25 protein-coding genes are annotated in these 21,495 nt (G+C 43.9%); 5 read left to right on the top strand and 20 right to left on the bottom strand.

All coding sequences use genetic code 11. The features are described 5' to 3' along the window. Positions 1-64: 64 nt before the first annotated feature. The 8 genes from QW772_08465 to QW772_08430 all read right to left on the bottom strand — a co-directional run bounded on the left by QW772_08465 (position 65) and on the right by QW772_08430 (position 6,347). Positions 65-286 (bottom strand): type II toxin-antitoxin system HicA family toxin, encoded by a 222-nt coding sequence (locus QW772_08465; GenBank protein ID MEM0038943.1) that lies wholly within the window; start codon positions 284-286, stop codon positions 65-67. Then, positions 258-506 (bottom strand): type II toxin-antitoxin system HicB family antitoxin, encoded by a 249-nt coding sequence (locus tag QW772_08460; protein MEM0038942.1) that lies wholly within the window; start codon positions 504-506, stop codon positions 258-260. Before QW772_08460 ends, QW772_08465 begins: the two co-directional genes overlap by 29 nt. A 181-nt stretch (positions 507-687) precedes the next feature. Continuing rightward, on the bottom strand, positions 688-1,557 hold the full coding sequence (locus tag QW772_08455) for an MBL fold metallo-hydrolase (GenBank protein MEM0038941.1): 870 nt from the start codon (positions 1,555-1,557) through the stop codon (positions 688-690). Positions 1,558-1,666: 109 nt separating this feature from the next. Next, complete coding sequence (locus QW772_08450) at positions 1,667-2,509, bottom strand: DUF3782 domain-containing protein (GenBank protein MEM0038940.1); 843 nt, start codon at positions 2,507-2,509, stop codon at positions 1,667-1,669. 217 nt (positions 2,510-2,726) lie between these two features. Then, a complete protein-coding gene (locus tag QW772_08445) occupies positions 2,727-4,004 on the bottom strand; it encodes a hypothetical protein (GenBank protein ID MEM0038939.1) in 1,278 nt (425 codons plus the stop codon). Positions 4,005-4,083: 79 nt separating this feature from the next. After that, a complete protein-coding gene (locus QW772_08440) occupies positions 4,084-5,406 on the bottom strand; it encodes an ATP-binding protein (protein ID MEM0038938.1) in 1,323 nt (440 codons plus the stop codon). A 119-nt stretch (positions 5,407-5,525) separates the two neighbouring features. Beyond that, a complete protein-coding gene (locus QW772_08435; protein ID MEM0038937.1) occupies positions 5,526-6,176 on the bottom strand; it encodes an amidohydrolase family protein in 651 nt (216 codons plus the stop codon). A 15-nt stretch (positions 6,177-6,191) separates the two neighbouring features. Next, a complete protein-coding gene (locus QW772_08430; protein ID MEM0038936.1) occupies positions 6,192-6,347 on the bottom strand; it encodes a hypothetical protein in 156 nt (51 codons plus the stop codon). Positions 6,348-6,506: 159 nt separating this feature from the next. Between QW772_08430 and QW772_08425 the strand changes: the two genes are divergently transcribed. Then, complete coding sequence (locus QW772_08425; GenBank protein MEM0038935.1) at positions 6,507-7,544, top strand: ATP-binding protein; 1,038 nt, start codon at positions 6,507-6,509, stop codon at positions 7,542-7,544. 47 nt (positions 7,545-7,591) lie between these two features. Here QW772_08425 and QW772_08420 read toward each other — a convergent pair whose 3' ends face one another. The 4 genes from QW772_08420 to QW772_08405 are packed head-to-tail and all read right to left on the bottom strand — an operon-like array spanning position 7,592 to position 11,643. After that, the gene (locus QW772_08420) at positions 7,592-8,656 is read right to left on the bottom strand and encodes an ABC transporter ATP-binding protein (protein MEM0038934.1); all 1,065 of its coding nucleotides are present in this window, start codon (positions 8,654-8,656) and stop codon (positions 7,592-7,594) included. Between the two features lie 2 nt (positions 8,657-8,658). Beyond that, positions 8,659-9,468: a carbohydrate ABC transporter permease gene (locus QW772_08415; GenBank protein ID MEM0038933.1), complete on the bottom strand. Its 810-nt coding sequence runs from the start codon at positions 9,466-9,468 to the stop codon at positions 8,659-8,661. Between the two features lies 1 nt (position 9,469). Continuing rightward, on the bottom strand, positions 9,470-10,309 hold the full coding sequence (locus tag QW772_08410; protein ID MEM0038932.1) for a sugar ABC transporter permease: 840 nt from the start codon (positions 10,307-10,309) through the stop codon (positions 9,470-9,472). 26 nt (positions 10,310-10,335) lie between these two features. Beyond that, positions 10,336-11,643, bottom strand: a complete 1,308-nt coding sequence (locus QW772_08405; protein MEM0038931.1) for an extracellular solute-binding protein — start codon at positions 11,641-11,643, stop codon at positions 10,336-10,338. A 194-nt stretch (positions 11,644-11,837) separates the two neighbouring features. Here QW772_08405 and QW772_08400 point away from each other — a divergent pair, with 194 nt between their 5' ends. Both QW772_08400 and QW772_08395 read left to right on the top strand, forming a co-directional pair. Then, complete coding sequence (locus tag QW772_08400; protein MEM0038930.1) at positions 11,838-12,899, top strand: TrmB family transcriptional regulator sugar-binding domain-containing protein; 1,062 nt, start codon at positions 11,838-11,840, stop codon at positions 12,897-12,899. Continuing rightward, positions 12,899-15,061 carry a beta-galactosidase trimerization domain-containing protein gene (locus tag QW772_08395; protein ID MEM0038929.1) on the top strand — a complete coding sequence of 721 codons (2,163 nt, stop codon included), beginning with the start codon at positions 12,899-12,901 and terminating at the stop codon, positions 15,059-15,061. The genes QW772_08400 and QW772_08395 overlap by 1 nt, the downstream gene beginning before the upstream one ends. A 124-nt stretch (positions 15,062-15,185) precedes the next feature. Here QW772_08395 and QW772_08390 read toward each other — a convergent pair whose 3' ends face one another. The 4 genes from QW772_08390 to QW772_08375 form a co-directional block, all read right to left on the bottom strand. Continuing rightward, entirely contained in the window at positions 15,186-15,533 is a 348-nt protein-coding gene (locus tag QW772_08390) for a nucleotidyltransferase domain-containing protein (GenBank protein MEM0038928.1), read from the bottom strand. Further along, positions 15,509-15,901 carry a HEPN domain-containing protein gene (locus QW772_08385; protein MEM0038927.1) on the bottom strand — a complete coding sequence of 131 codons (393 nt, stop codon included), beginning with the start codon at positions 15,899-15,901 and terminating at the stop codon, positions 15,509-15,511. Before QW772_08385 ends, QW772_08390 begins: the two co-directional genes overlap by 25 nt. A gap of 64 nt (positions 15,902-15,965) precedes the next feature. After that, positions 15,966-16,571 carry a mechanosensitive ion channel gene (locus tag QW772_08380; protein MEM0038926.1) on the bottom strand — a complete coding sequence of 202 codons (606 nt, stop codon included), beginning with the start codon at positions 16,569-16,571 and terminating at the stop codon, positions 15,966-15,968. Between the two features lie 170 nt (positions 16,572-16,741). Next, positions 16,742-16,960 carry an AbrB/MazE/SpoVT family DNA-binding domain-containing protein gene (locus QW772_08375; protein ID MEM0038925.1) on the bottom strand — a complete coding sequence of 73 codons (219 nt, stop codon included), beginning with the start codon at positions 16,958-16,960 and terminating at the stop codon, positions 16,742-16,744. Positions 16,961-17,109: 149 nt separating this feature from the next. On the opposite strand from QW772_08375, the gene QW772_08370 reads away from it, so the two are divergent. Next, positions 17,110-17,799: a hypothetical protein gene (locus tag QW772_08370; GenBank protein MEM0038924.1), complete on the top strand. Its 690-nt coding sequence runs from the start codon at positions 17,110-17,112 to the stop codon at positions 17,797-17,799. A gap of 3 nt (positions 17,800-17,802) precedes the next feature. On the opposite strand, the gene QW772_08365 is transcribed toward QW772_08370, so the two are convergent. From QW772_08365 to QW772_08355, 3 genes are all read right to left on the bottom strand, one after another. Further along, positions 17,803-18,429, bottom strand: coding sequence for a PD-(D/E)XK nuclease family protein (locus tag QW772_08365; protein ID MEM0038923.1), 627 nt, complete (start codon positions 18,427-18,429; stop codon positions 17,803-17,805). Between the two features lie 130 nt (positions 18,430-18,559). After that, positions 18,560-19,234 carry a DedA family protein gene (locus QW772_08360; GenBank protein ID MEM0038922.1) on the bottom strand — a complete coding sequence of 225 codons (675 nt, stop codon included), beginning with the start codon at positions 19,232-19,234 and terminating at the stop codon, positions 18,560-18,562. Positions 19,235-19,251: 17 nt separating this feature from the next. Further along, a complete protein-coding gene (locus QW772_08355; GenBank protein MEM0038921.1) occupies positions 19,252-19,716 on the bottom strand; it encodes a hypothetical protein in 465 nt (154 codons plus the stop codon). 64 nt (positions 19,717-19,780) lie between these two features. Between QW772_08355 and QW772_08350 the strand changes: the two genes are divergently transcribed. After that, positions 19,781-20,674 (top strand): phosphate uptake regulator PhoU, encoded by an 894-nt coding sequence (locus tag QW772_08350; protein ID MEM0038920.1) that lies wholly within the window; start codon positions 19,781-19,783, stop codon positions 20,672-20,674. A gap of 73 nt (positions 20,675-20,747) precedes the next feature. Here the strand turns inward: QW772_08350 and QW772_08345 are convergent. After that, a partial coding sequence (locus QW772_08345) for an MFS transporter (GenBank protein MEM0038919.1) occupies positions 20,748-21,495 on the bottom strand: 748 nt, incomplete at its 5' end.

The following is a 21,495-nucleotide window of genomic DNA, read 5'->3' as shown; positions in this document are numbered from 1 at the left end:
ATAAATAGTTTTGGACGATGTCTCAAGAGATGTTGGCATGTATATTTTTATAGGTTTAGGTTTCCTAAAATAATTTGAGCAACTCTTCCCTTGTTAGACCTGCTTCTTTAATAATCCGAGTGAGTAAGCCTCTACCGATCTCCTCGCCTTTATGGACAAGTATTACGGTTACTCTTCCGTCCTCATGTTTAAGAATAATGTGGCCCCCTTTTTGCCTTACTGGTTTAAAGCCTACTTTCATAAGAACCTTTATGACCTTATCGGCTGGAACGGGTCTTAAGCTCACTAACACCGACCTCAATGAACTGTATGCTGACGAGTTCTCTTCCCATTTCCACAGATGACCCCTCAACTTCAAGATAAAGTTCGATGGCTTCCTTGACCCTTTCCAGGAGCTCGTCTAGGGTTTTAGCCTGCGTGTGACAGCCGGGTAGCTCTGGGACGTAGGCGACATAGTAACCATCCTCGTCTTTTTCAATAACTACGCTGAACCTCAAACTTCTCAATTACTTTTAACAAAAAGTAGTATTTTAAACTTAGCAAGGCGAATGGGCTACCTTTTCTCTGAGACGTGGAAACATATCAAAATAAAGCTTCTGGGGGATTTGCTCTGGAGATTTAAGTTAATACCGTGCATCTTCAGAAGTTGTCTCGAAGGGCATTTTTGGTATGTAAAGGGGTCTGGTTTTATTTTTCTCTCTCTTGTAGCTTAAAGATGGCTGTGTAGCCGCTGTGGATCCTGTGCAGCGATTGTTTCCATTGGTTGTGGAGGGCTATTTCTCCTCTGAGCCCTGTGCAGTGGCCTGCGTGGACTTCGGTGGTATTGAGCGAGGCGAGTTCCCTTGTTATTGTCTCTAGTTCTTGGTCTGTGGCTTGGCCCGTGTGCAGTCCGCCTATTATGGCTATTTGCTGTGCTCCTGTTAGTTGTTTTGCTTGTCGGGCTATGTTCGCTATTCCTGAGTGGCTGCATCCAGCTATTACTATTGCCGTGTCTTGGAGCTTTATGGCTATGCCCGTGTCGTCCAGTAGCTTGTCTGGGACTACTTCCCCGGCTTCCTGTGTATAGAACCCCCTGGTTGCGTAGGAGTTGTCGCTGGTCCTGGGTATTTCTCCTAGGAACCATATGTCTGGAGCTAGCTCGAGGGGCTTCCTGGTTAGGACTGGCTCTAGGCTGGTGATTATTTTTTCCCACTGGGTGCTAGTGAGGGCCAGGTTGAAGCGCATGAAGCCTTCTCGCGAGGAGTAGCTGGGCTTTACGACGTCTGGGTGTGCGACTAGAGGCTTGGCTTTGATCTTGTCTAGTATTTGGGGCAAGCCGCCGGCGTGGTCGTAGTGCCTATGAGAGAGGACAACTGCATCGATGTCTTCGAGCAGTATTTTTAGCCCCTGTGCATTCCTGAGCAATACTTCTCCTGTCTGGCCAGTGTCAAAGAGGAGCCTATATGTTTCCCCATTGTCGTAGACTGCTTTGACATGGATGCTTAGGCCGTGCTCTGCAAGTAGCCTTGTCATGCCGGAATAATCGTCCACGAGAACCGTCAGGTGGAGCTCGAGCAATCGTGGTCTAGGCACATAAACTCACTCATAAAGGTTCTATATATTTGTTGCACAGCAAGACAATTACTTTTAAACACTTCTATAGGCTGTGGGAAAACCTTCCCGGGACCTACTCGATTACTGCACCAGCGACTACGTCTATGCCTAGGGCTTGGGCCCTCTCATATGCGTCCTTGTCTATGTTTACAGCGACGATGATGAGCTTGTCTGCTTTTCTGCCGATGATCTTCTCCACTATTCCTGCCTTGTCGAGGAACCATTCGACGTCTTCTAGCTCCGCCCTCGATTTGACCTCTATGAGTATGGTTGTGTCGTTGTGCATATAGATGTCTACCTCTATTTTTGCGCCTCTCCGGTAATATTTGCCCTCGACGTCTTCATAGGTAAATTTGGCTACGTTTTCAGGCTTGATTCCCTTTGTCTCGAGTGCTTGCCTATAGATCTCTAGCACTGTGCGTTCTAGGTCTGAACCCCACCTTCTCCCCATGGAGCCTATAACAACTTTGAGCTCTGCTAGTGATTTACCTTGCTCTTGGATTTGCCGAGAGTGCTCCTCCAGCATTTTGCTGTGTTGCTGTAGAATCTTTGTGTGTTCCTCCAGGACTTTCCTATGCTCTTCTAAGAGCTTTCTTTGCTCTTCAAGTATTTTGCTATGTTGCTCTAGGATTTCGCTGTGTTGCTCTAGTATCTTGCTGTGTTCTTCGAGTTTTTTGAAAACTTGCTCCCATTTCTTGTCGTTCTCTTCCCATCTTTTATTGTTCTCCTCCCATCGTTTTCTGTTTTCTTCCCATCTTTTTTCTTCTAGTTCTAAGTGGGCTTGGAAGTCTTGCCGGAGCTTTTTCAGCTCTTCGAGTATAGTGTTTAAGCCGAGGAGCCCAGCTACCGCTAGTCTAAATTCTTCGTCTTCTCGCAGTGTGTTGAGAAATCTGAGTTTTTCTTCTTTTGACAGCATCTCACTCCTAATTTTTGTGGGTGAACTATCCTTTTAAAGTTGATGTAAGCATGTGTGTCCTATGTGCCAAGTTTTGCGGCTTTTGAACTGTAGATTTTTTGTTATAACAATGTTATTATTGATAATAAGTTTGTTATTCTTATATTTTAAAAAGAGATTTCATGTAATAACTTTGTTTTTATTAATGATAACATTGTTATTATTCCTACCCATATGTCTAGCTTATCTCTATCTCTTCTATAAATTCAGTGATTGGTGGAGGATTTTTCTTCTTGTTTCTTTTCCTTTCTCTATACAAGATAAATCCCGTGGCAAGAGCAATTATGGCAACCAGTGCTAAGGTTGCTATTCCGGGGATTATTGTTTCTGGCTGGTCCTGGACAGCGTAGAAGGTTGTCTGGGAGCCGTCAAGCGTTATTTCTGTTGCTTGTATTGGTATTGGGGTCAGTATTGGCCAGAAGGCTTCTGGGAGTATTAGGGTGGCTTTTCCCATTGTGAGCCTTGTTTGTCTCGTTGTTTCTCCTATTATGAGTGTGAGGGTCCCGTTGATTGGTTCTGGCGTGGTTAGTGTGAGGATGTATGGTATAATGTAGGGTTTACGTATAGATAATATCTTGCCGGCCTCTGTTGTTGTTTGTTTCACTGTTATTGTTCTGTTTCCCACCTTTAGTTGCATGCTTATCGTAGCTATCGGTGAGTCTTGTTTCTGGACTTTTAGTTGGGCTTGGACATTGATTGTCTGTGGTAGCCTGCCTGCGCCAGTTATTTTGAGGCAGTTGCCGTCTTGTGTCAGGGAAAAGTCCTTGCTTGCAGGATTAGTGGCTACAAGTATGTCTGCTCCTGTTATGCAGAGGGCTAGGGGGTTTTCTGTTGTAGCTCTGAGTATGAGAGAATTGTTTCCGGTTAGCGTGACATTTGTATAGATGTTTATTTGTGTTCCCTGGCCTTTGGCCACCGTCTTTAGAGACGCGTTTGTCCACAGGTTAATGGTGTTTGTTAGCTTGTAGCCGTCGAGTAGGAGTGTACATGTCATGTTGGCTGTTTTGCTTGTGAGTACTGATGCATCGACTTCGGGGATGTATGCTATCTTTATTTCGATTTGTTTTCTGGCTGGAACCGTTAGGTTTATCCCGCTAGCCATCAGGATGATGGTGTGATTTCTCTCTGAGAAAACAGCTGGGAGCACCAGTCGGGTGCCATTAATTCCCAGAATAAGGGAGATGTTTTCCACTTTGATGCCCTGCGGAGAAGAGAGGAGGACTGTGACGTTTTGGAGGCTCATTGGTTCAGTAGCTGTGCTCTCGAAGGTGAAGCTGAAGCTTGACATGTTTGCCTGGGTTTGTCTAAGCTTTAGCCACTGGGGGTAAACCGTGATGTTTAGTGCCTCAAGCCTTGGGATCTGTGACTCGGGCTTCTTGGCTTCTGAGAGACCTGCAAGGATTGTTAGGGATATAACAAGGATTGTAGCGATGGCTATCTTGACTGGCTTCTTCATTTGGCTCTCTGGGCTTGGTATAGGGGCTGTTATTAAAACTTAACATATCCAGTTGAGTCCAACTGCTCCAGGCAAGAATCTATAATTTTAGACAGCTCAGGAACACGCTTGTGGGGACTGCAAGTGGCTCGTCTGAGAATTCTTCTTTTGTGAGGTAGACTATGTTTTTGATTTTTCCTATGCTCTTGGGGTATAATTTTGTTTTTTCGGCCCATTTAATCTCGAATCCCAGTGAAAGGTCGGGGAGGATCACATCAATCTCTGTTCTGTTTCTCCAGTAGCCTACCCTGAACCTTCTGGCTAGATGTGTTGCTACCACGCTTTCCACTATTTTTGACTCGTCGGGCTTTTGGACGTGGCACCACTCCGAGAAGACCTCGTAGAGGAATGGGTCCGTGAGATGTACTTTTCTCTCCTTGTAGAATACCTCAACAGCCTTGTCGGGGTCCACGAAGTAGAGGTTCTTGGCGATGAATAGTTTCTCGAAGAGGTCTAAGTATTGGAAAACTGTTTTGTGTGACCTTATTTCGAACTCTTTTGCTATGCTGTTGAGACTCACCGGAGAGGGTAGCTTCTCGATTATGGCTTTTATGACTCTTTTGGCTATTGCCTCGTTTCTCCTTAGTTTTGCCAGGTCGTAGAGAAATGCTGAAAGATAAGTCTCCTTCACCTCTCTGCTTATGCTTCTATTCTCTAGGTAGGTCTTCACTGCCAGTGGGAAGCCTCCAGTTACTAGGTATGTTTCAAACAGTTTGTTTAGTTCTTCCCTCCAAGGGATGAGCTTCAAGCACTTCTCGCGTATTTCTTTCGGGCTAAAGTCTCTGATTTCCTCGAGTTTTCCGTATAGGTCTGGCCTTGAAACCTTTATGTATTCCCTGAAGCTTAACGGGTATAAAACGTAGTCCCTGCCTCGACCCCTCCTACCTGGGAATGTTTCTACTTCTCTTTTCGCATACATGCTTAGAGAGCCCGTGAGAACCACTATATCGTTTTGAAGATAGCCCCTGTCAACCATGTATTTGATTGCTCTATACCACTCCCTCGGGAAGGTAACCTCGTCTAGAAAAATAAACGAGACCCGGAGAACCTCGTTCCTTTTTATTTTCAAGTATTCCATGAGCACACTATTGAGTTCCTTGTAGTCGGCGAGCAAGTCACATCTGTAGTAGAAAATTGCCCTGGGATTATCAACTACTTGAAGAAGTTTTCCAATAAGAAGCTTCAAAAGTGTCGTCTTGCCGACTTGTCGTGGACCAAAAAGGAAATGAAGAGCAGGAGCCTCTAGCTCAATTTCTTCTAATAGCTGGGGCACCCATCTTACACTGCTTTGCCTCCACTTTTTGTAGTCCTCGTCTTCTTCGAAAGCCTCTTTGCCCTTCCACCATGGATTCAGTGATTCCATCTTGGTATTTAGAATCCCAAGAAATATTTAAAGTCTTGGTATTGAAAATCCCAAGCTTCCTTTTTATTTCTTCCCTAACGTAGCAAGGTTCGTGACTATTAACCGAGCACAATAGCTTTTCAGGAAGTTCCCATTAGCTGTAGGGCATTTTTAAATAGTATTTTTTCTTTTTCCTCTTGGCTTAGGGGGAGTCTATTGATAAGCTCGATCTGCTTTTTAGGCCCTAAATCTTCGGGGGTTAGGCCTGGAACCAAGTCGCTTCCAAACAGGATCTTCTCTGCTCCAAGCAACTTGATGTAATGAGCTAGCCTTTCGAGACCCACCTCACGAGCAATAGTGATAATGCTGTACGACGTATCTAGGTATACGTTCCTGTGCGTAGCAATGTTGAAGACTTCTTTAAAGTGGAGGAGGCCTCCCATGTGTGCGTAGATCAATCTTGTCTCAGGTGCAATGTAAGGTAGGAGGGCGTAGTCTTCTAGGGGGTTTTCCCAAGGCTTGTATGGACTCTTGAAGTAAAGGCTTGATTCATCCATCCATAGGGCGTGCAAGATTACCGGTATTCCTAGCTCGCCCGCTCTCCTCAGAACCTTCCAGACGTGCGTGCTCCTTAGGCAGAAGCCCTGCATGCCTGGATGAAGCTTAAGCCCCCTCAAGCCCAAGTCCGAGACAGCCCTCTCTAGCTCCTTCACCGCCTTATCCGCGGGGTTGGGAACAACCGATGCAAAGCCTACTAGCCTTCTCGGCTCCACTTCGACTATCTTGTATATGTAGTTGTTGGAAATCTATGGGGCTATTGGCAGTATGACTGCCTTCGAGACCCCACTCTTGTCCATTAAGTCAAGTAGCTCCTCAGCGATGCTCTTTGCACTGACGCCCTTATCTTCAGCATCAAGAGGTGGGTGAACATGAAAATCAATTACTCTTGAAAATTCCTGCATAATACATTAATTCATACATGCTTTTATGGTTTACTTTACTTTTCTAGTTTGACTTTTCTGTTTAACTTTTAGCGGTAATTTATGACTAGTTTTTGTCCCGAGTAATGGATTAAGGTTAAGTATATATTCTGGGGCAGAAGTTATGTTCTGGGGTAGAAGTTGCTGTTTGATGAGAGGCCGAAGGAGAGAAGAGAAGACCTATACGATAGGGAAAAAGAGATAGAAGAATTAAAGAGAAGTATAGGGAGACCCTTAATCTTGCTTACAGGTATAAGGCGTATAGGAAAGACTTCTGTGCTCAGAGTTGCACTCAGCGAGCTGGATATTCCCTATGTACTCATAGATGCGAGGTCGCTGAGGAGGAACTACAGCAGGAGCGATTTGTTTCGGCTTATAGCTCAAGGGCTCAGCGGCTCCCTTGACAAAATCAAAGACTTGCTCATGGGTATCCGTGGGTTAAGAGTTATGGGGGTCGAGGTCGAGGTTTCTTGGAGGGGGAGCGACTCTCTGAGCCTAGTAGAGCTGTTTGACCGGCTAAACAAGAAAAAGATTGTCATTGCTATTGATGAGGCACAGAGGCTGAGGGGACCGAGGTCATCAGAGCTTAAGGATGCTATTGCACACGCCTATGACTATGACAAGAATATTTCCTTTATTCTTACTGGCTCAGAAGTGGGGTTGCTATACGATTTTATTGGTATAGAGGACTCAAGGTCTCCGCTTTATGGAAGATACTATGTCGAGGTAAAGCTTGAGAGGCTCAGCAGGGAGCAGTCTATAGACTTTCTGAGAAAAGGTTTTGCCCAGCTAAACCTAAGGGTAAGTGAGGAAGTCCTCGAAGTGGCCTATGAACACTTCGACGGGATACCAGGCTGGCTAACATTCTTCGGCAACGCCTACGCGAGGGGCGAAGCAGACATCGAAAAGATAAAGTCCATTGCCGTAAGAACTGCGCTAGAAGAGCTGAGAAACATGACCCGGGACAACCCCAGAAGATATGGGCTAGTCCTCAGGGCAATAGCAGAGGGCAGAAAGACATGGAGCCAGGTTAAAGAATACCTAGAAGAAAAAGAGGGCACAACGATTTCAAGCAGCGTTTTAAGCAACATATTGAGAAGCCTCGAAGACATGAGCATAATAAAGAACTATGAATTCCTAGACCCAATCTACCGTGAAGCATGCAAGCTCCTACAATGAGGACATAATTAAAGACCGCCTAGCTATAAGACCCAAGAAAAAATATTTTATGCTGGGAGAATGTTTATTCTGGTTTCTTCTTCACTAAATATATGTAGCTTTGTTTTATCTACATATAGAGTTACCTCCTCCTTTGCTGGTTTATTCTTTGACAAAACTCTTAGGACAACATCTCCGATAGCAACGTGTAGAATAAATTCGCTACCTAGATTTTCTGCAACAACTAGTTTTCCCTTCACAGGTATGCTTTGTTCAATGGGAGAGATCGAGATATCATTGGGTCTTATACCTATTGTTACCTTTTTTCCAACAAGCCCTGGGGGTATATTTTTGAATGGTATAACTAGGAAACCCGCATTGATATAGCCTTCCTCTACTGTTCCAGCAAAGAAGTTTATAGGAGGCGTGCCTATAAAGTGTGCCACAAATCTATTCACTGGTCTATTGTAGATTTCGTCAGGCGTTCCTATCTGCATTATTCTGCCTTTATTCATTACTGCAACACGGTCTGCTAATACCATGGCTTCAGTTTGGTCGTGGGTAACATAGATAGTTGTTATCTTGAGCTCTTTCTGTAGTTTAACTAGTTCAGCCCTAGCCTGGACTCTCAATAATGCATCGAGGTTGCTTAAAGGCTCATCCATTAACAAAATATTTGGCTCGAAGGCCAAAGCTCTAGCTACAGCGACTCTCTGCTTCTCACCTCCAGAGAGCTGGAAGGGATACCTATCAAGTAAATGCGCAATATTAACCATTTGTGCGGCAGCCTTTACTCTTTTTTCTATTTCTTCTCTTGACAGTTTCTTTATCTGAAGCGGGAGAGCAATATTATCGTAGACCTTCATATGAGGCCAAACTGCATAGCTTTGAAAGACCATTCCAATGTTCCTGTTTTTAGCTGGCACATTGGTGACGTCTCTCCCGTCAAATAAGACTCTGCCGCTATCAGGAGTTTCGAGACCAGCTATTATTCTCAGCGTAGTTGTCTTGCCGCATCCAGATGGACCTAACAGGACAAAAAATTCACCGTGATCTACTTTAAAGGATACATTGTCTACAGCTGTAACATTTCTATACTTTTTGACAATATTCTGTAGTTCGACACTTACCATGTCTATCTCACCCCTGCAGAACCCCACATAGCTGTCAAATATTTCCTAATATATGCCATGAATAAAAATGCAGGGATTATCATAATGGTTGCCGCAGCAAACCTGTAGGGGTCTGGCAACTGACCTGCAGCACCCATACCCATAACGTAGGGAGCTAAAACAGCTGCTGGAAGAGTTCTGTTTAGATATGTAAGGATCGTTGAAGCTACAACCTCGTTCCAGGAAATGAGGAACGCAAACATTCCGGCAGCTGCTAGTCCGGGAGCAACTAATGGAAGAGTTATCTTTGTGAATATTTGTAAAGAACTAAGACCAAACACTGTGCCTGCTTCTTCTAGATCCCTGGGAACACTTGCAAAGATGCTTGAGGTTATGAGAACGACAAATGGAAGTGCAATTGCTGTATGTGCGAGCGTTACCCCAAATATTGTATCATACAACCCGATTTTCAAGAAAACCACTGCCAGGGGGACTGCCATTACAACAATTGGTAAAACTCTAAAGAAGAGGATAGTTAGCTGAATAGAGTTCCTTCCTCTAAATTTTAGTCTTCCTATAGCGTAGCCAGCTGGTATTCCTATGAGGAAGCTTAACAGAACCGTTAAGACACCTATCTCTATGCTTCTGACAAGCGCGTCGCCAACGCCAAGTCTCCAGTACTCTTCATAATACTTTAGCGTGTATTTCTGGGGAATCAAATGCTGGTAATAGTCTAATATATCAGCGAATGATGCCAAGACTGTGTAGATTATTGGGGTTAAAATCCAGAGAGAAATGAGAAACGCGATAAGATATACCAAAACTTTCCTCATATTATGCCCCCTCACCTGCCCTAAACATCCTTATATAGAGAATGCTAAGTACAAAAGTTACAACGCCAACGAGAACAGCCCATGCACTAGCGATGTATGGATCCATTCTTTGAGAATACCAGTACACGACCTCTGTAGCCATCACTCTTATATACTCTCCTCCAAGGATGAGAATAGGCCCCACAATTTGAAATGCAAAGAGCGTCCTGATGATAAGTGCTGTTTGAATTGATGGTTTGAGCAAAGGCACCGTTATGTATCTAAGTTTCTGCCAAAAGTTAAAGCCGAATACATCTGCTGCCTCAAAGTATTCCCTATTAATCATTTGTATGCCAGCATATATAATAGTAAAGACAATTGCTGTTGCCCTCCACACCTCTTCTAAAACTATAACTAAGAGTGTCCTGTCCCTAAATTCGTATCCAAAGAAGTATACTGGATTATGCATCACACCTAGCCATATTAAGAGTTTGTTTAGTAAACCGCTAGAGGAAAACATTGTATACCAGAAAAGCGCCCCAGCTACTTCGCTGATAGCCACAGGAAGAATAAAAAAGTAAAGCACGAGTTCCCTGCCCCTAAAACGGTTCAAGAAAAATATCGATGCAAATATTGCGATTATGAGTTGTAAGGGAATAACAGTAACTATAATCAGAATAGTGTAAAAAATTACTTCCTTGAATCTCTCAAAGTCTTGGAATAATTGGACTAAAGCGGGAGGATTGCCTGAAAATGCCATTCCAATAGCATAAGCTATGGGATATGCGCTAATGAAGACTTCATAGATAAGTGTTGGTAAAATTAGGAAATAAGGAAAAAAAATACGTATTTTTTGTTCCATGCTTTCAACCCTAGAGAGATTATAGTCTAGGGAGCTTGAATGTTTAGATCGCGGAAGATTGCCTGAAGTTGAGGATCAAGTTGTGAAAGTACAGTCGACGCATCCTCCCCTTTCAGCACTATTCTTTCAAATGCTGTGCGGTACATTGCCACAAAATCACCTGCTTTAGCTCCAAGACTAGGTATGGCTACGGGTATGCCGTCGGCTACAGACATCTGAGTACTGACACCTTCTGCTACTTTTTTCACTCCGGGATCCACTATTGTGGGAGTAGCTTCTTTAACTACTGGGAAGAAGCCAACATTTTCGGCTATCCTTGCTTGATTCTCTGGTCTAGTCAAGAATTCTATAACCTCCCATGCCGCTTCTGGATTTGGTGCACCTTTTGGTATAGCTAGTCCAGCCAACACAAGGATATAGCCTCTACCAGCGGGTCCCCTTGGAACGGGGACAACAGTAAAATCATCTGGCTTTGTTTTAATGGCAGAGATTATTCTTGCTGTATGATCCCATGCAATCCACACGTCGCCCTTTAAAAGTGGGTCTGCCATGGCAGACCATGTTGTGCTTTCTGGGTGACAGTAGTTCCAAAGTTCCTTTAACTTGTTCCACATAGCTACAGCTTCAGGTGAGTTAAATTTTCTGGCTTGATAACCTGTGTATGATACGTAAAGATATCCATGGATAAGCCTGTGTAACAAGCCGCCAGAACCAGCGGGTAATCCTACCCTTTTTTCACCTGTTTTCTCGTATATGTTTTTTGCCCAAGCTACTAACGCGTCCCACGTCCATTTATCGGTTCCCTTAATTACGTCTTCCTTAGTAAGCCCTGCAGGCAAGTAGTCAAAGGCCTTGTTGTTGACTACAATAACAAAGGTTGCTGTCATCCATGGTACAAATGTTTGTATGCCATACTGTTTCTTCTGTTGCTCTACAACGTTCATGACAGAACTGGTAAAGGTTCTTCCAGGCAAGGTTCCATATCTAGAAAGATCTTCCAGCCAGCCTTGGCTTGCAAAATAATCTATTTCTGTTGACAATCCTCCTATAAGGCTTACTGAAACAGAGCCTGATGAGACTTCTGCCTTTAATTTGGAAACCATGTCTGAATAACCAAGGGGTACAAATACAGCCTGTATGTTTTTCTCGTTAAGTAGTGCTGAGAGAAGACCTATTGTAAAGGACTGTTCTTGTGGTTGTGAAAGCTGTGTTGATGCGAAGATAATTTTTGTAAATGGACGTTTTTCCGGAACCGGCTGAGAAGCTGGAGGTCTAAGAAGATAGTATGCGAGTGCTCCAATAATGACAGCAACGAGAAGTATCGCTACAACCATTATCGCCGAATTGTTTTTCATAATTTCGTTCATGTATTTTTCGCCAAGTTAATCATTGAAAAAAGATATTTATATTTTTTTCGGGTTGACTTATATTGTCGATTCATCTATTTTCTTTAAACTGCATTATTTTAGAAATATTTCATAAAAAAATTTATAAATAATTTCAGAGCTAAAATATTTGAGCGGTTGCCATGACTGAAAGCATAGGGGAAATAAAATGTGAAGAAGAGGTTGCCGAAGTATTTTCGTTGCTAGGCATAAGTAAATTCGGATGTGAAGTCTACCTTAAGCTCTTGCAAGAAGGACCTCTCACACTAAGCGAACTGACAGAAAAAATGGAGGCAAAAACTTCACAGCTTTACTATTATATCAAGGAACTTGTCTCTAAAGGGCTTATAGAGGCAAGTAGTAGTCGACCTGTCGTCTATAGGGCGGTTTCGCCCAGTGTACTTGAAAAACTTTACATAGAAAAAACGGAGTCACTTCGGGCTAGAATACTTGAAAGACTTAAGGCCACAGCGCCAAGAAAACAAAAACTTGCATCCGAGGAACCAAATGTATATACTTTGAAAAATTGGAGAACATTCCTTGCAAGAGCTGAAGAAGCAGCACACAATGCAACAGTTGATCTTATTGTATGTGGTGACTTTGAATTTGTAAAGTATTTAAATGAGACTATTGAATTAAAGGAAAAAGAGGGCGTAAATACATATGTTCTGTTGTACGAGGTTCCCGGGATCAACATAGACTATTCAAAACTGCCGAAACTTAGAAAAATTAGGAAATATGTGTCTGGAGATTTAGTAGTTATTTCTGATTCACGTGTAGCTGTGCTGTCCCAGAGACGAAGAAGTCTCTTAGAAAAGCCTAACTATGGGCTTATCATAGAGGACCCTGTTATAATCGATTATCTGGAACAAGACTTCTTTTTTAGATGGATCAGAAGCGAAATAATCCGTGATGAAAATATAAAGCTACCGACGAGTTTTACAATATTTAGGCTTGCGCTTTACGAGGCGCAAAAACTTTTACAGAAGAAGTGTAGGTTGCGTGTCCTTGTTTATGGGAGATATGTGCGAACAGGTGAGGACTGCATGGTTGAGGGTGAGCTTGTGAATACGTTGTTTGAGGATAGTAGAGGAATTGCACAGCTCACGATAAAGGTAAATGGCAATACCGTAACAATAGGCGCTCAAGACGCAATAATTGAGGATATTGCCGCTAGCAGGGTTGAGGTAAGAGGTGCATGTTAATGGCTCGTATCCTACAATTCAATTTTGAAGACAAAGATCTCATTTATCTTGATAAAATTACCGGTTCTGATGTAGTGAATTTAGCAAGAGAGCTACACAGTGACACTATTGTTCTCTTTGCGAGGGATGCTTGGGGGAGAGCATATTTTGACAGTGACGTCCTGAGAAAAACATCAAAACTGGAAAAAAGAGATTTCTTGAGGGAGGTTATACAAGAAGCAAAAAAAGATGGAATCAAAGTTATTGTAATGATTGGTCACACAACAAATCCCGAGTTGTATAGTCAGAACCCTGAGTGGGTTCAGAGAAACCTTAAAGGGGAAGTTATTCACATGGATACCAACCCTAGCTTAGAGAAAAATCCTCCTCTAAGATGGCCCCTAATGTGCCTAAATAGCCCATTTCTCGACTATGTTGTAAGAGAGGCAGTGGAAGTTTTAAAGTACGATGTTGATGGAGTTTTTCTTGATTCATTTAGGTATATGCCTGACCTAGAGAAAGCATGTTTCTGCAACTATTGTCAGACAAAGTTTAAAGAAGAGATGGGTAGAGAACTTCCACAGAGAGATGACTGGGATAGCCTGGCTTACCGTGAAAGTTTCCTGTGGAGATACAAAGTCAATGTGGACGCCCTCAAAAAAATATGGGAAAACGTAAAGACGCATTATCCCGGAACTCTTCTTGCCTATAATAGTCATCCCGCTGGTTGGAAAGGCAGGGCTAACACTATTGTTGAGATGGCAAGGAATTATTTGGACGTCGTCTTCGCGGAGGCCTCCGAGGCAGACTATCAGCCTGTAGGGTTTCTGGATGAAATCGTAAAGCTTACCAAGGCCCTTAGCGGTGGGAAAAGAGTCTGGTCTACGCGTAATAGTTTTCATATGGCTTTAACGACGACTTCTACATCACCTGTGGTTCTTAGACAGGGAATCAGGGAGATTTTTGCCGCAGGCGGCGAGCCAATGGTTTTAGTTTTCAGCTCTACGTATATCCAATCACCATCTTTTAAGGAGCCTGTTAAAGAAACTTTTGGAGAAGTAGAGAAGCTGGAAGAATTTATGAAAGATGTAACGAGAGTTAAGTATGCTGGAGTGGTTTATTCTAACAGGAGTAGGGACTGGTGGGGACGTAATGATCCAAGGCATGTAACGGATGATGCTAGAGGATTTTACTATGCTTTACTTTATAATGGCTACCCTGTTGACTTCATAGCTGACAATCAGCTGGACACAGGCTCTTTCTCTGAATATAAAGTTCTTTTACTTGGGAGCGTCGCCTCCCTTTCTAAGGCGGGTTCAAAAAACCTTGTGAGCTACGTTAGAGAGGGGAATGGTCTTGTAGCAACGTACTCAACATCACTCATGGATGAGAAGGGTAGCCTACTGGAAGAGTTCCAGCTCAAAGATATTCTGGGAGTGTCATTTAAGGGGTTGCTAAAGTATCCCTGGAGCTATGTAATTCTAGAGCGCGAACATGCGATTACTACCGGGATAAATGAGAAAAACATTTTGTGGGGCGACTATGATAGAGTTTTCCAGACTAGAAGAACATCGCCCTTTAGTGGCTGGCATATTCTAGTAGAGCCAATTGACGACATCGTTATAGGCTATGTTGCAGAGCCTCAGAGTGAGTTTGGATATGAGTATGAGAATGGTAGATCTCCGCCTTTAATTGGAAACTTCACTAGAGCCCCGGCTATCGTTGCCAATCCGAGTCGGCGTGTTGTATATTATTCGGGACAGCTGGGCAGGCTTTACTGGAGACTTGGACTCCCAAGCTATGAAAAAATGATATTAAACTCGACTTTATGGAGTGGCGGCATGCCACCAATCAAGCTAAATTCTAGGGGGATTGTCCTTATGGAGCCATATCAGAGGAGTGGACAACTAATTGTACACCTGGTTAACCTGACATTTGATAAAAGGGTCATTGTGCGGGGTAACATAGATGACCCATTGATGTGGCACTCAACAGCTGAAAGTGTTTGGCCTCCCTCTTCAATAGTACCCCAAGAAGTTTCTATAGAGCTTAGAGGTTATGAAGTAGCAAAGGTTTGGAGCCCCCTTAGCGGAAAGAGCTATGAGATAAGAAGAGAGAATGATGCCTCAAAGATTTTAGTTAGCTTAGACGAGTACGAATTGCTTGTTCTGGACTTAAAATAAAAAGCTATATAACTTCGAATGTGTATACCTGTAAGGTTTTTCTTGAGCCGTCCAATGTTGCACGATTTTTCAGGCATTACATTTGTGTTTTCCCTAGACCTTGCTACGCGAGAAGGATTTCACGTTAAGTGTCGATTTTTATGGCTTCTTGTTTTAGCTGGTTTATCCAGGTGTTTTCGGTGGATTCCCATTCTTCGGCGTCGTAGATCCTGAGGTCTATGGAGGGTTCAAGTGTATCAGTGAAGAGCTGGAGCCTTTCGAGAAAATTAAGATTCTTTAGACCTTTAACGACAAGGATTATGTCTATGTCGCTGTCTCTGAGGTAGTCTCCTCTAGCCCTACTACCGACAAGGTAGGCCCCTAGAAGGGTCAGCCCCAAACAGGAAGCTCTGGCCTTTGCTTTTTCGACAAAGCTTTTTGCTCTTTCTAGGGCTTCGTGCTGGGAGGCTAGTGCAGATTTTGCTTTACCCATTCTACCACCTTTTTTGCCCTCTCAACTAGGTCTCTCGCTTTTTCCTCGTCATATAGCTCATATGGCAGGGCATTCGCAGCGTCCGGATATCTTGCTACCGTATAGTGTATAGTCAGCTCTCTGAGATCTTTGTCGATAACAGATGTGTCTATACCGACCTCGCTTCTAATTACATGCGCTATTTCGAGGAGCTCGTGTCCCCGGTACACTATGCCCGAGTTCATTAATAATGCCTTGAGAGCCTTCCCGGCAGACTGCTGGGACCAAAAAGCCGCAGAATCCCAGTCCTGTGTTTGTAAATCATTTATGGCTTTTCTCAGGTCTCTTTCGGCCTGTCTAAGCCATGCTTCAGCCCCTCTTCTAACCACATATAATCCACTAAAAAGAGTGACTGAAATTGTTTTCTGCAAAGAAATGCAAACAAGAAATTTTCTATTTGGCTCTTTCAAGTATGTATATCTTCGAACCTATCAGCATGTTGTTCGGTATAAGGGCAAGGCTGTTGTCGTCCTTCCTGATAACAGTGAATAGGGTGGAGATGTCCTCTACGATGCCTGCCTCCCCTGCGACGTTAACCTTGTCGCCTATCCTTATTGGCCTCACGAGTAGAACGAAGAGACCGGCTATGGCCTGGCCGAGCACTTGTTGTGTAGCGAATCCAATGACCATTCCTATGAAGCCTCCTAGTGCAACGCCAGCCGCACCGCCAGCTGTGCCTCCAGCTATGCCGGCCGCTAGTGCGCCTATGCCCAATATGGTGAAGAGGCTCCTGACGGCTGCGGCTGTTGAGTGTGGGTGCTTTACGCGGAGCATCCAGTAGACGAGATCCGAGAAGGCCTTAATTATCATGTAGCCGAAGAACAATGAGAGACCGATAGAGATGTAGGTCGCATAGGCGTCTATTACAGGCTTGACTTGGGGTATAAGTGACGGGATGGTTGTCAATATGAGGGCAGTTATAACGATGTAAAGGAGTATCCATAGTACTAGTCTTTGTATTGTTTTCCTAATGTTTAGGGGTATGTTTTCGCTGCTCATAGTAAAATGCTCGTTTAAAGACATTTTTAAATTTTTTAGTTCAATTAAGCCTGTGTATCAACCATTTGCGAAAACCTGAAGGTGACCGTGTTTTATTGTAGTTTTGAGCGCTGCGCCCTTCGATCTATACTCCAAGTTCTGGGAGCAAAATGCTCGTATCAATTAGCACCTTAAACATACTTATCCTGCTCCTCAATGCTTGTAGCTTCAAGATCCTCTAATGTAACCTTTGCAACCTTTTTCCCGTAGAGCGAGAGCCAAACAGCGTCCCGGATAGGCTGTAACACCAATTTGTCTCCAACGACCGTGATTTTTATTTTGTCCCCTTCCTTTATGCCAGGTTTTTCTGCTACATTCCTGGGTATAACAAGAGTCAGCCTTTTACCGATCCGAACCTCAGTACTTACACTACCTATTTATCTGATTATTTATGAGAATCTGAAATAAATAAACATTCTGATAGACGAAAAACTGTGAACGGTGCTAGGCTTGAGAGCGTAGATGCTGTCGCAGACCTTTTTAATCCCAGTGTTAAATAATGTTCATGATGAGATATAAAGAAGTGTATGTATCGATCTCTATATTACTCATTCTCCTGCCAATTGTTAGTGCATCGTGTGTAACCCTGGAGGATCTTGCGGCTATAGAAATAGTGTTTAACAAGCCGGGCGCCGTCCTGGACTATTCGAGGCTCGTAGAGGCTGGATACGCGGTGAGGCTTTCCGGTCAGGAGGTTGCATATAGGAGTGGCTACGACGCGAGGATCGTTGTTATCCTTGGTGATACGTATCTGGGGGGCAAGTATGGCTATATGAGGATTCAGGTGCCCTTTGTAAATGGAAAAGCTCTATACAACGTTACGGAAGCGGAGGTTAGACGTGTTCTACAGAAAGAGGCTGAGAGGCTCCTCGAAATGGGTGTTCTGAGGGGCGTTAGCCGTGAAGACATTGAGGCTATTGTCTCGTGTGCCCGGCTTGGATACGCGGGCTGGGACACGCGTATTGTCTACGAGGACGGGTACTGGAAGCCGTTCAACCAGACCAGGCTCTATAGGCCGCTTTCGGCGTGCACTGTGCCGCTCACATTTAACCTTGAGGATGTCCCAGTGTTTCCGGCAGAGGGAGAGTCTTTTCCCAGCACGGTCTTAGTGGTTGCTGTGGCATTGGCGGGCTTGCTTCTGGCTGGTTTTCTTCTCTATAGGCAGAGACGCGCCTCAAAGACAGCCTAAACATTATTTAATAGACTTGTTTGGGCATAGTACGCTGAAGGGGCAGTACTTGCATTCCCACGGATAGCGGGGTGAAACAGGCTCTAGGAGCCGTTTCACTATTTCTTCTTGGCTCGCCTTCTCGATTACCTCGTACTGTGTAACCCTGTCGGGCGAGACATAGACCAGCAAAGTTTTCTCGAGCCCGAACATGTAGTTGTAGAATTTGACCTGGTCCACGTGGTGCTCGAGAGGTGTAGGCATGTCTCCCCTCATCGACTTTATTTCTACCCCTATTCTTGCTCCCTGTGGAGAAGTGAGAACAATGTCTGCCCTACCCTTCAAAACCACTTTGCCAGAAGGTAGCTCCAGCTCCATGCTCGTCTCTGGCTCTATTTCAACCTTGAACTGTTTTGTCTCGAAAATGTTCTTGAGAAGCTCCTCTAGGCCCCTATGGATGAGTGTCCCCACAATAGTAGGCGGGTTGAAGACGTCTGAGGCAACCAAATCCGGATACAGGGACGTGTACTTTGACTTTAGGCTACAGGACACGAGGTCTGTAACCCATACGGTTCCAGGCTCTTTCTGGTGCTTCTCCCTCTCCTCCCTGAGAAAATTATACAGCTCGTAGACGACGTCTACTCCTTCCATGATTAACAAAGACACAAAAACTGTGTAAAAAAGTTTCTAGCTGAGTATCTCATGAGAATTACAACTATTATTGCCAGAATTATTGAGGTAAAAAAGAAGATCACGGCATACGCAACTGAAAATCCAGAAATCACTTGTCATGACTTTCACTACCACTTTTATCGTAAATAGCGCGCTGAGAATTCTGTGATGAAAAAAGATTTACCTCATGCTTTTTTGATATGTAGAAGTAAGCGATTAGAACGATAAGTGCAATTATTGCCGCTGAATCTATTAGGGTCGAGTATTGTAGGATTAGGTGCCAGTTTTGGCCTAGAACTATTCCTATGTATGTGAGGGCCATGTTCCACGGTATGCTTCCTAGAATGGTGTAGATTGTGAATGTTTTGAAGTCCATCTTGGCTATGCCGGCTGGGAGACTTATGACGGTTCTCACTGCTGGGAGCATTCTTCCCGTGAAGACCGCTAGTTTGCCGTTTTTCTGGAAAAATTTCTCGGCCTCTTCTATGTGTTTCTTGGAAATGAAGATGTACTTTCCATATCTGAGGAGCATTGGGGCGCCATATTTCTTGCCTAGGAAATATAGGATAGCCGAGCCTGCATAGTTTCCCATGGTGCCTGCTAGAACTGCGTCTAGGAAGTTTATCTCTCCTTTGGATACGAGGAAGCCCGCGAAGACCATGATGGCTTCACTTGGTATTGGTATGAGTGCGGACTCTAGCGTCATTAGGAAGAATATTCCGGGCAGTCCTAGTTTCGAAATTATTGTTGTTGCTAGCTCTGCCAAGTATATCGTTAGTGACATATAGGATGACACCCAACTTACTCCTTGCTTGTTAACATCGATATAATCCTGTTTTTAAGCTTGCTGAGTGTTCTTTCTTTTATGAGTACCTCGGCGAATGGTGTTGCTTGGAAAAGATCCTTCATGTGTGCTTCGACAATGTAGCCTTTCTGCTCCAAGAAGAGTTTGAGAGAGAGAATTATTGGAGAAAGCTCCGCGATTGAAAGCTTATGTCTCAGTTTTTTCCTGAAGCTTCCGTCTATCGACAATCCGAAGCCTGCTATTTTTGACCACTCTACTAGTTCTTTTTGGAGCTTCGTAGCGGGTCTAGGCAGAACGATGAGATACTGCCTGTAAGGGTCGAAAGTAAAAAGTATCTTTTGGGTTTTTCTTCGACTGCCAGCTAGAAGGTTTTCCTCTATCAGGGCAAAAATTTGGAAAACGAGATAGGCTACTGCCAAGAGGACAAAGAGTGAGGCTGTGCTTAGTTCTTGAAGCTTCATCCTGTATACGAAAGATTAGCTATGATAAATAAAGTTTTTGAAGTTTAACTTGTTTAATAGAGTGATGAGCTATCGGAGGGTTCTACAGATAGGTGGAAGCTACTACGTATCCTTGCCGAAGGAATGGGTAAAAATAAATGAGCTTGAAAACTCTTATGTTAAACTGGACTTCCTCGAAAACGGGGCGCTTATAATTGAGCTCCCTACGAGAAGCCAGACAGGGATAAGCCACGCAAAAATAATTTGTAGCAGTGATAGGGAAGTCTTTAGACAGGTTTTGTCAGCTTATCTAAGGGGCTACGAAGTTATAGAGGTGGAGCTCGACGCTAAATGTGACAGAAAAACTGCACTGGAGAGAATAGAAGATGCTCGAAGAATTCTTCTTGGACTTGAACTAGTAGAAGAAAGCGATAGAAAGCTCTTGCTCCAGTGTTTTGTTAAGCCAGACTACAATTTGCACTCCATTATTGCGAGAATGGACTCTGTGACAAGGGAAATGCTTTCCATGGCTGTAGACATACTGCTAGGTAAGAGAGGCAATGCAGAAGAATTGTCACAGCTGGACGACAGGGTGGACCGCCTGTATTTTCTAAGTGTGAGGCTTATAAGGGGCAAACTCAGGGAGCCGACACTTATGCCAGAAGAAAGACTCTCACTTCTAGACATGAGGCTTGTCGCTAAGAACCTCGAAAACCTGGGCGACACGTATGAATCTCTAGGCATGCTCAAGGAGATCATCAAAAATCAAGGACTAAGCGAAATTGCCGAAAGGCTGGGTAGGTTGCAGGCTGGGGCTGTCAGGCTCTTTTTAGAGGGTAAAGCAAATCGAGACGAACTCCTAGATGATTTTGCACACACCCAGAAATACATACAGGAAATGGCCGAGTTGCCTGGGTATCTAAGAGAAAAACTATCATTTGCATTGCTCCTCGTTAAGGACATCATTGACCTTTCATGAATTACAGACATAGCTGAGAAAGAAACCCCAAAGCTACACAAGATAGAAACAAACAATTTTATAAAATAGACCTTTAGTAGCCTCTTCTCGGTTCTCCCCTCCGTACAAGCTGAAGTGTTACAGCCGATAGGACTAGGAAAGTAATAGAGTATGGTAAGAGGACAGAGTATCCAGAAAGATCGATGAAGAGACCCGCCATGGGTGGAGCTATTATTGATGCCAGCTGAGACGCAAAATAGTAGAGACCTGTATATGTGCCCAGTTTTTCTCGTGTTGTCATGTCAACTACTGTTGGCAAGCTGTTAACATTGACTAGTGCCCAAGCCATCCCTATAACGAAGAAGACCGCTTCAAAGGCCAAGATTAGCTGGTTTCCCACTAGCCTGGATGGAAAACTCATAGCCACAAAAAGTAGAGCTACGACTATTAGAAGCCCCAGTGTCATTGTTCTCTTCCTCCCAAGTCTTGCGCCGATAAAGCCTGCTGGGAGTGAGAATATCAGGAAGCCCAGTGCAACGAAGCCAAGTATAAAGGATCCAGTAGCTTCGCCGATTCCGAGGTAGTACTTTGCATAGCTAGTGAAAAAGGTTTCAATAGCGTTGTATCCTACAAACCATAGGAAGATAGAGGTAAGCATAAAGAGGAGGCTTTTCTCCCTAGAAGTAAAGGCCTCGCGGAGGTTGCTTGCTAGCTCGCTGAAGCTTTCCCGGAAAGATTTTCGCAACAGCTCGCTGAAGCTTATTGTCTCTGTTTTGACCTTGAATTGTTCAGGCTCGTCTACCAGCAGAACTACGAGGAGGCACGCCACAAGCATCACTACA

The sequence above is a fragment of the Zestosphaera sp. genome (genome assembly GCA_038727705.1).
In the GTDB taxonomy this organism is placed as follows: Archaea; Thermoproteota; Thermoprotei_A; order Sulfolobales; family NBVN01; genus Zestomicrobium.
The sequence above is the reverse complement of the archived record's forward strand: the minus strand, read 5'-3'. Positions and strand labels throughout refer to the sequence as shown.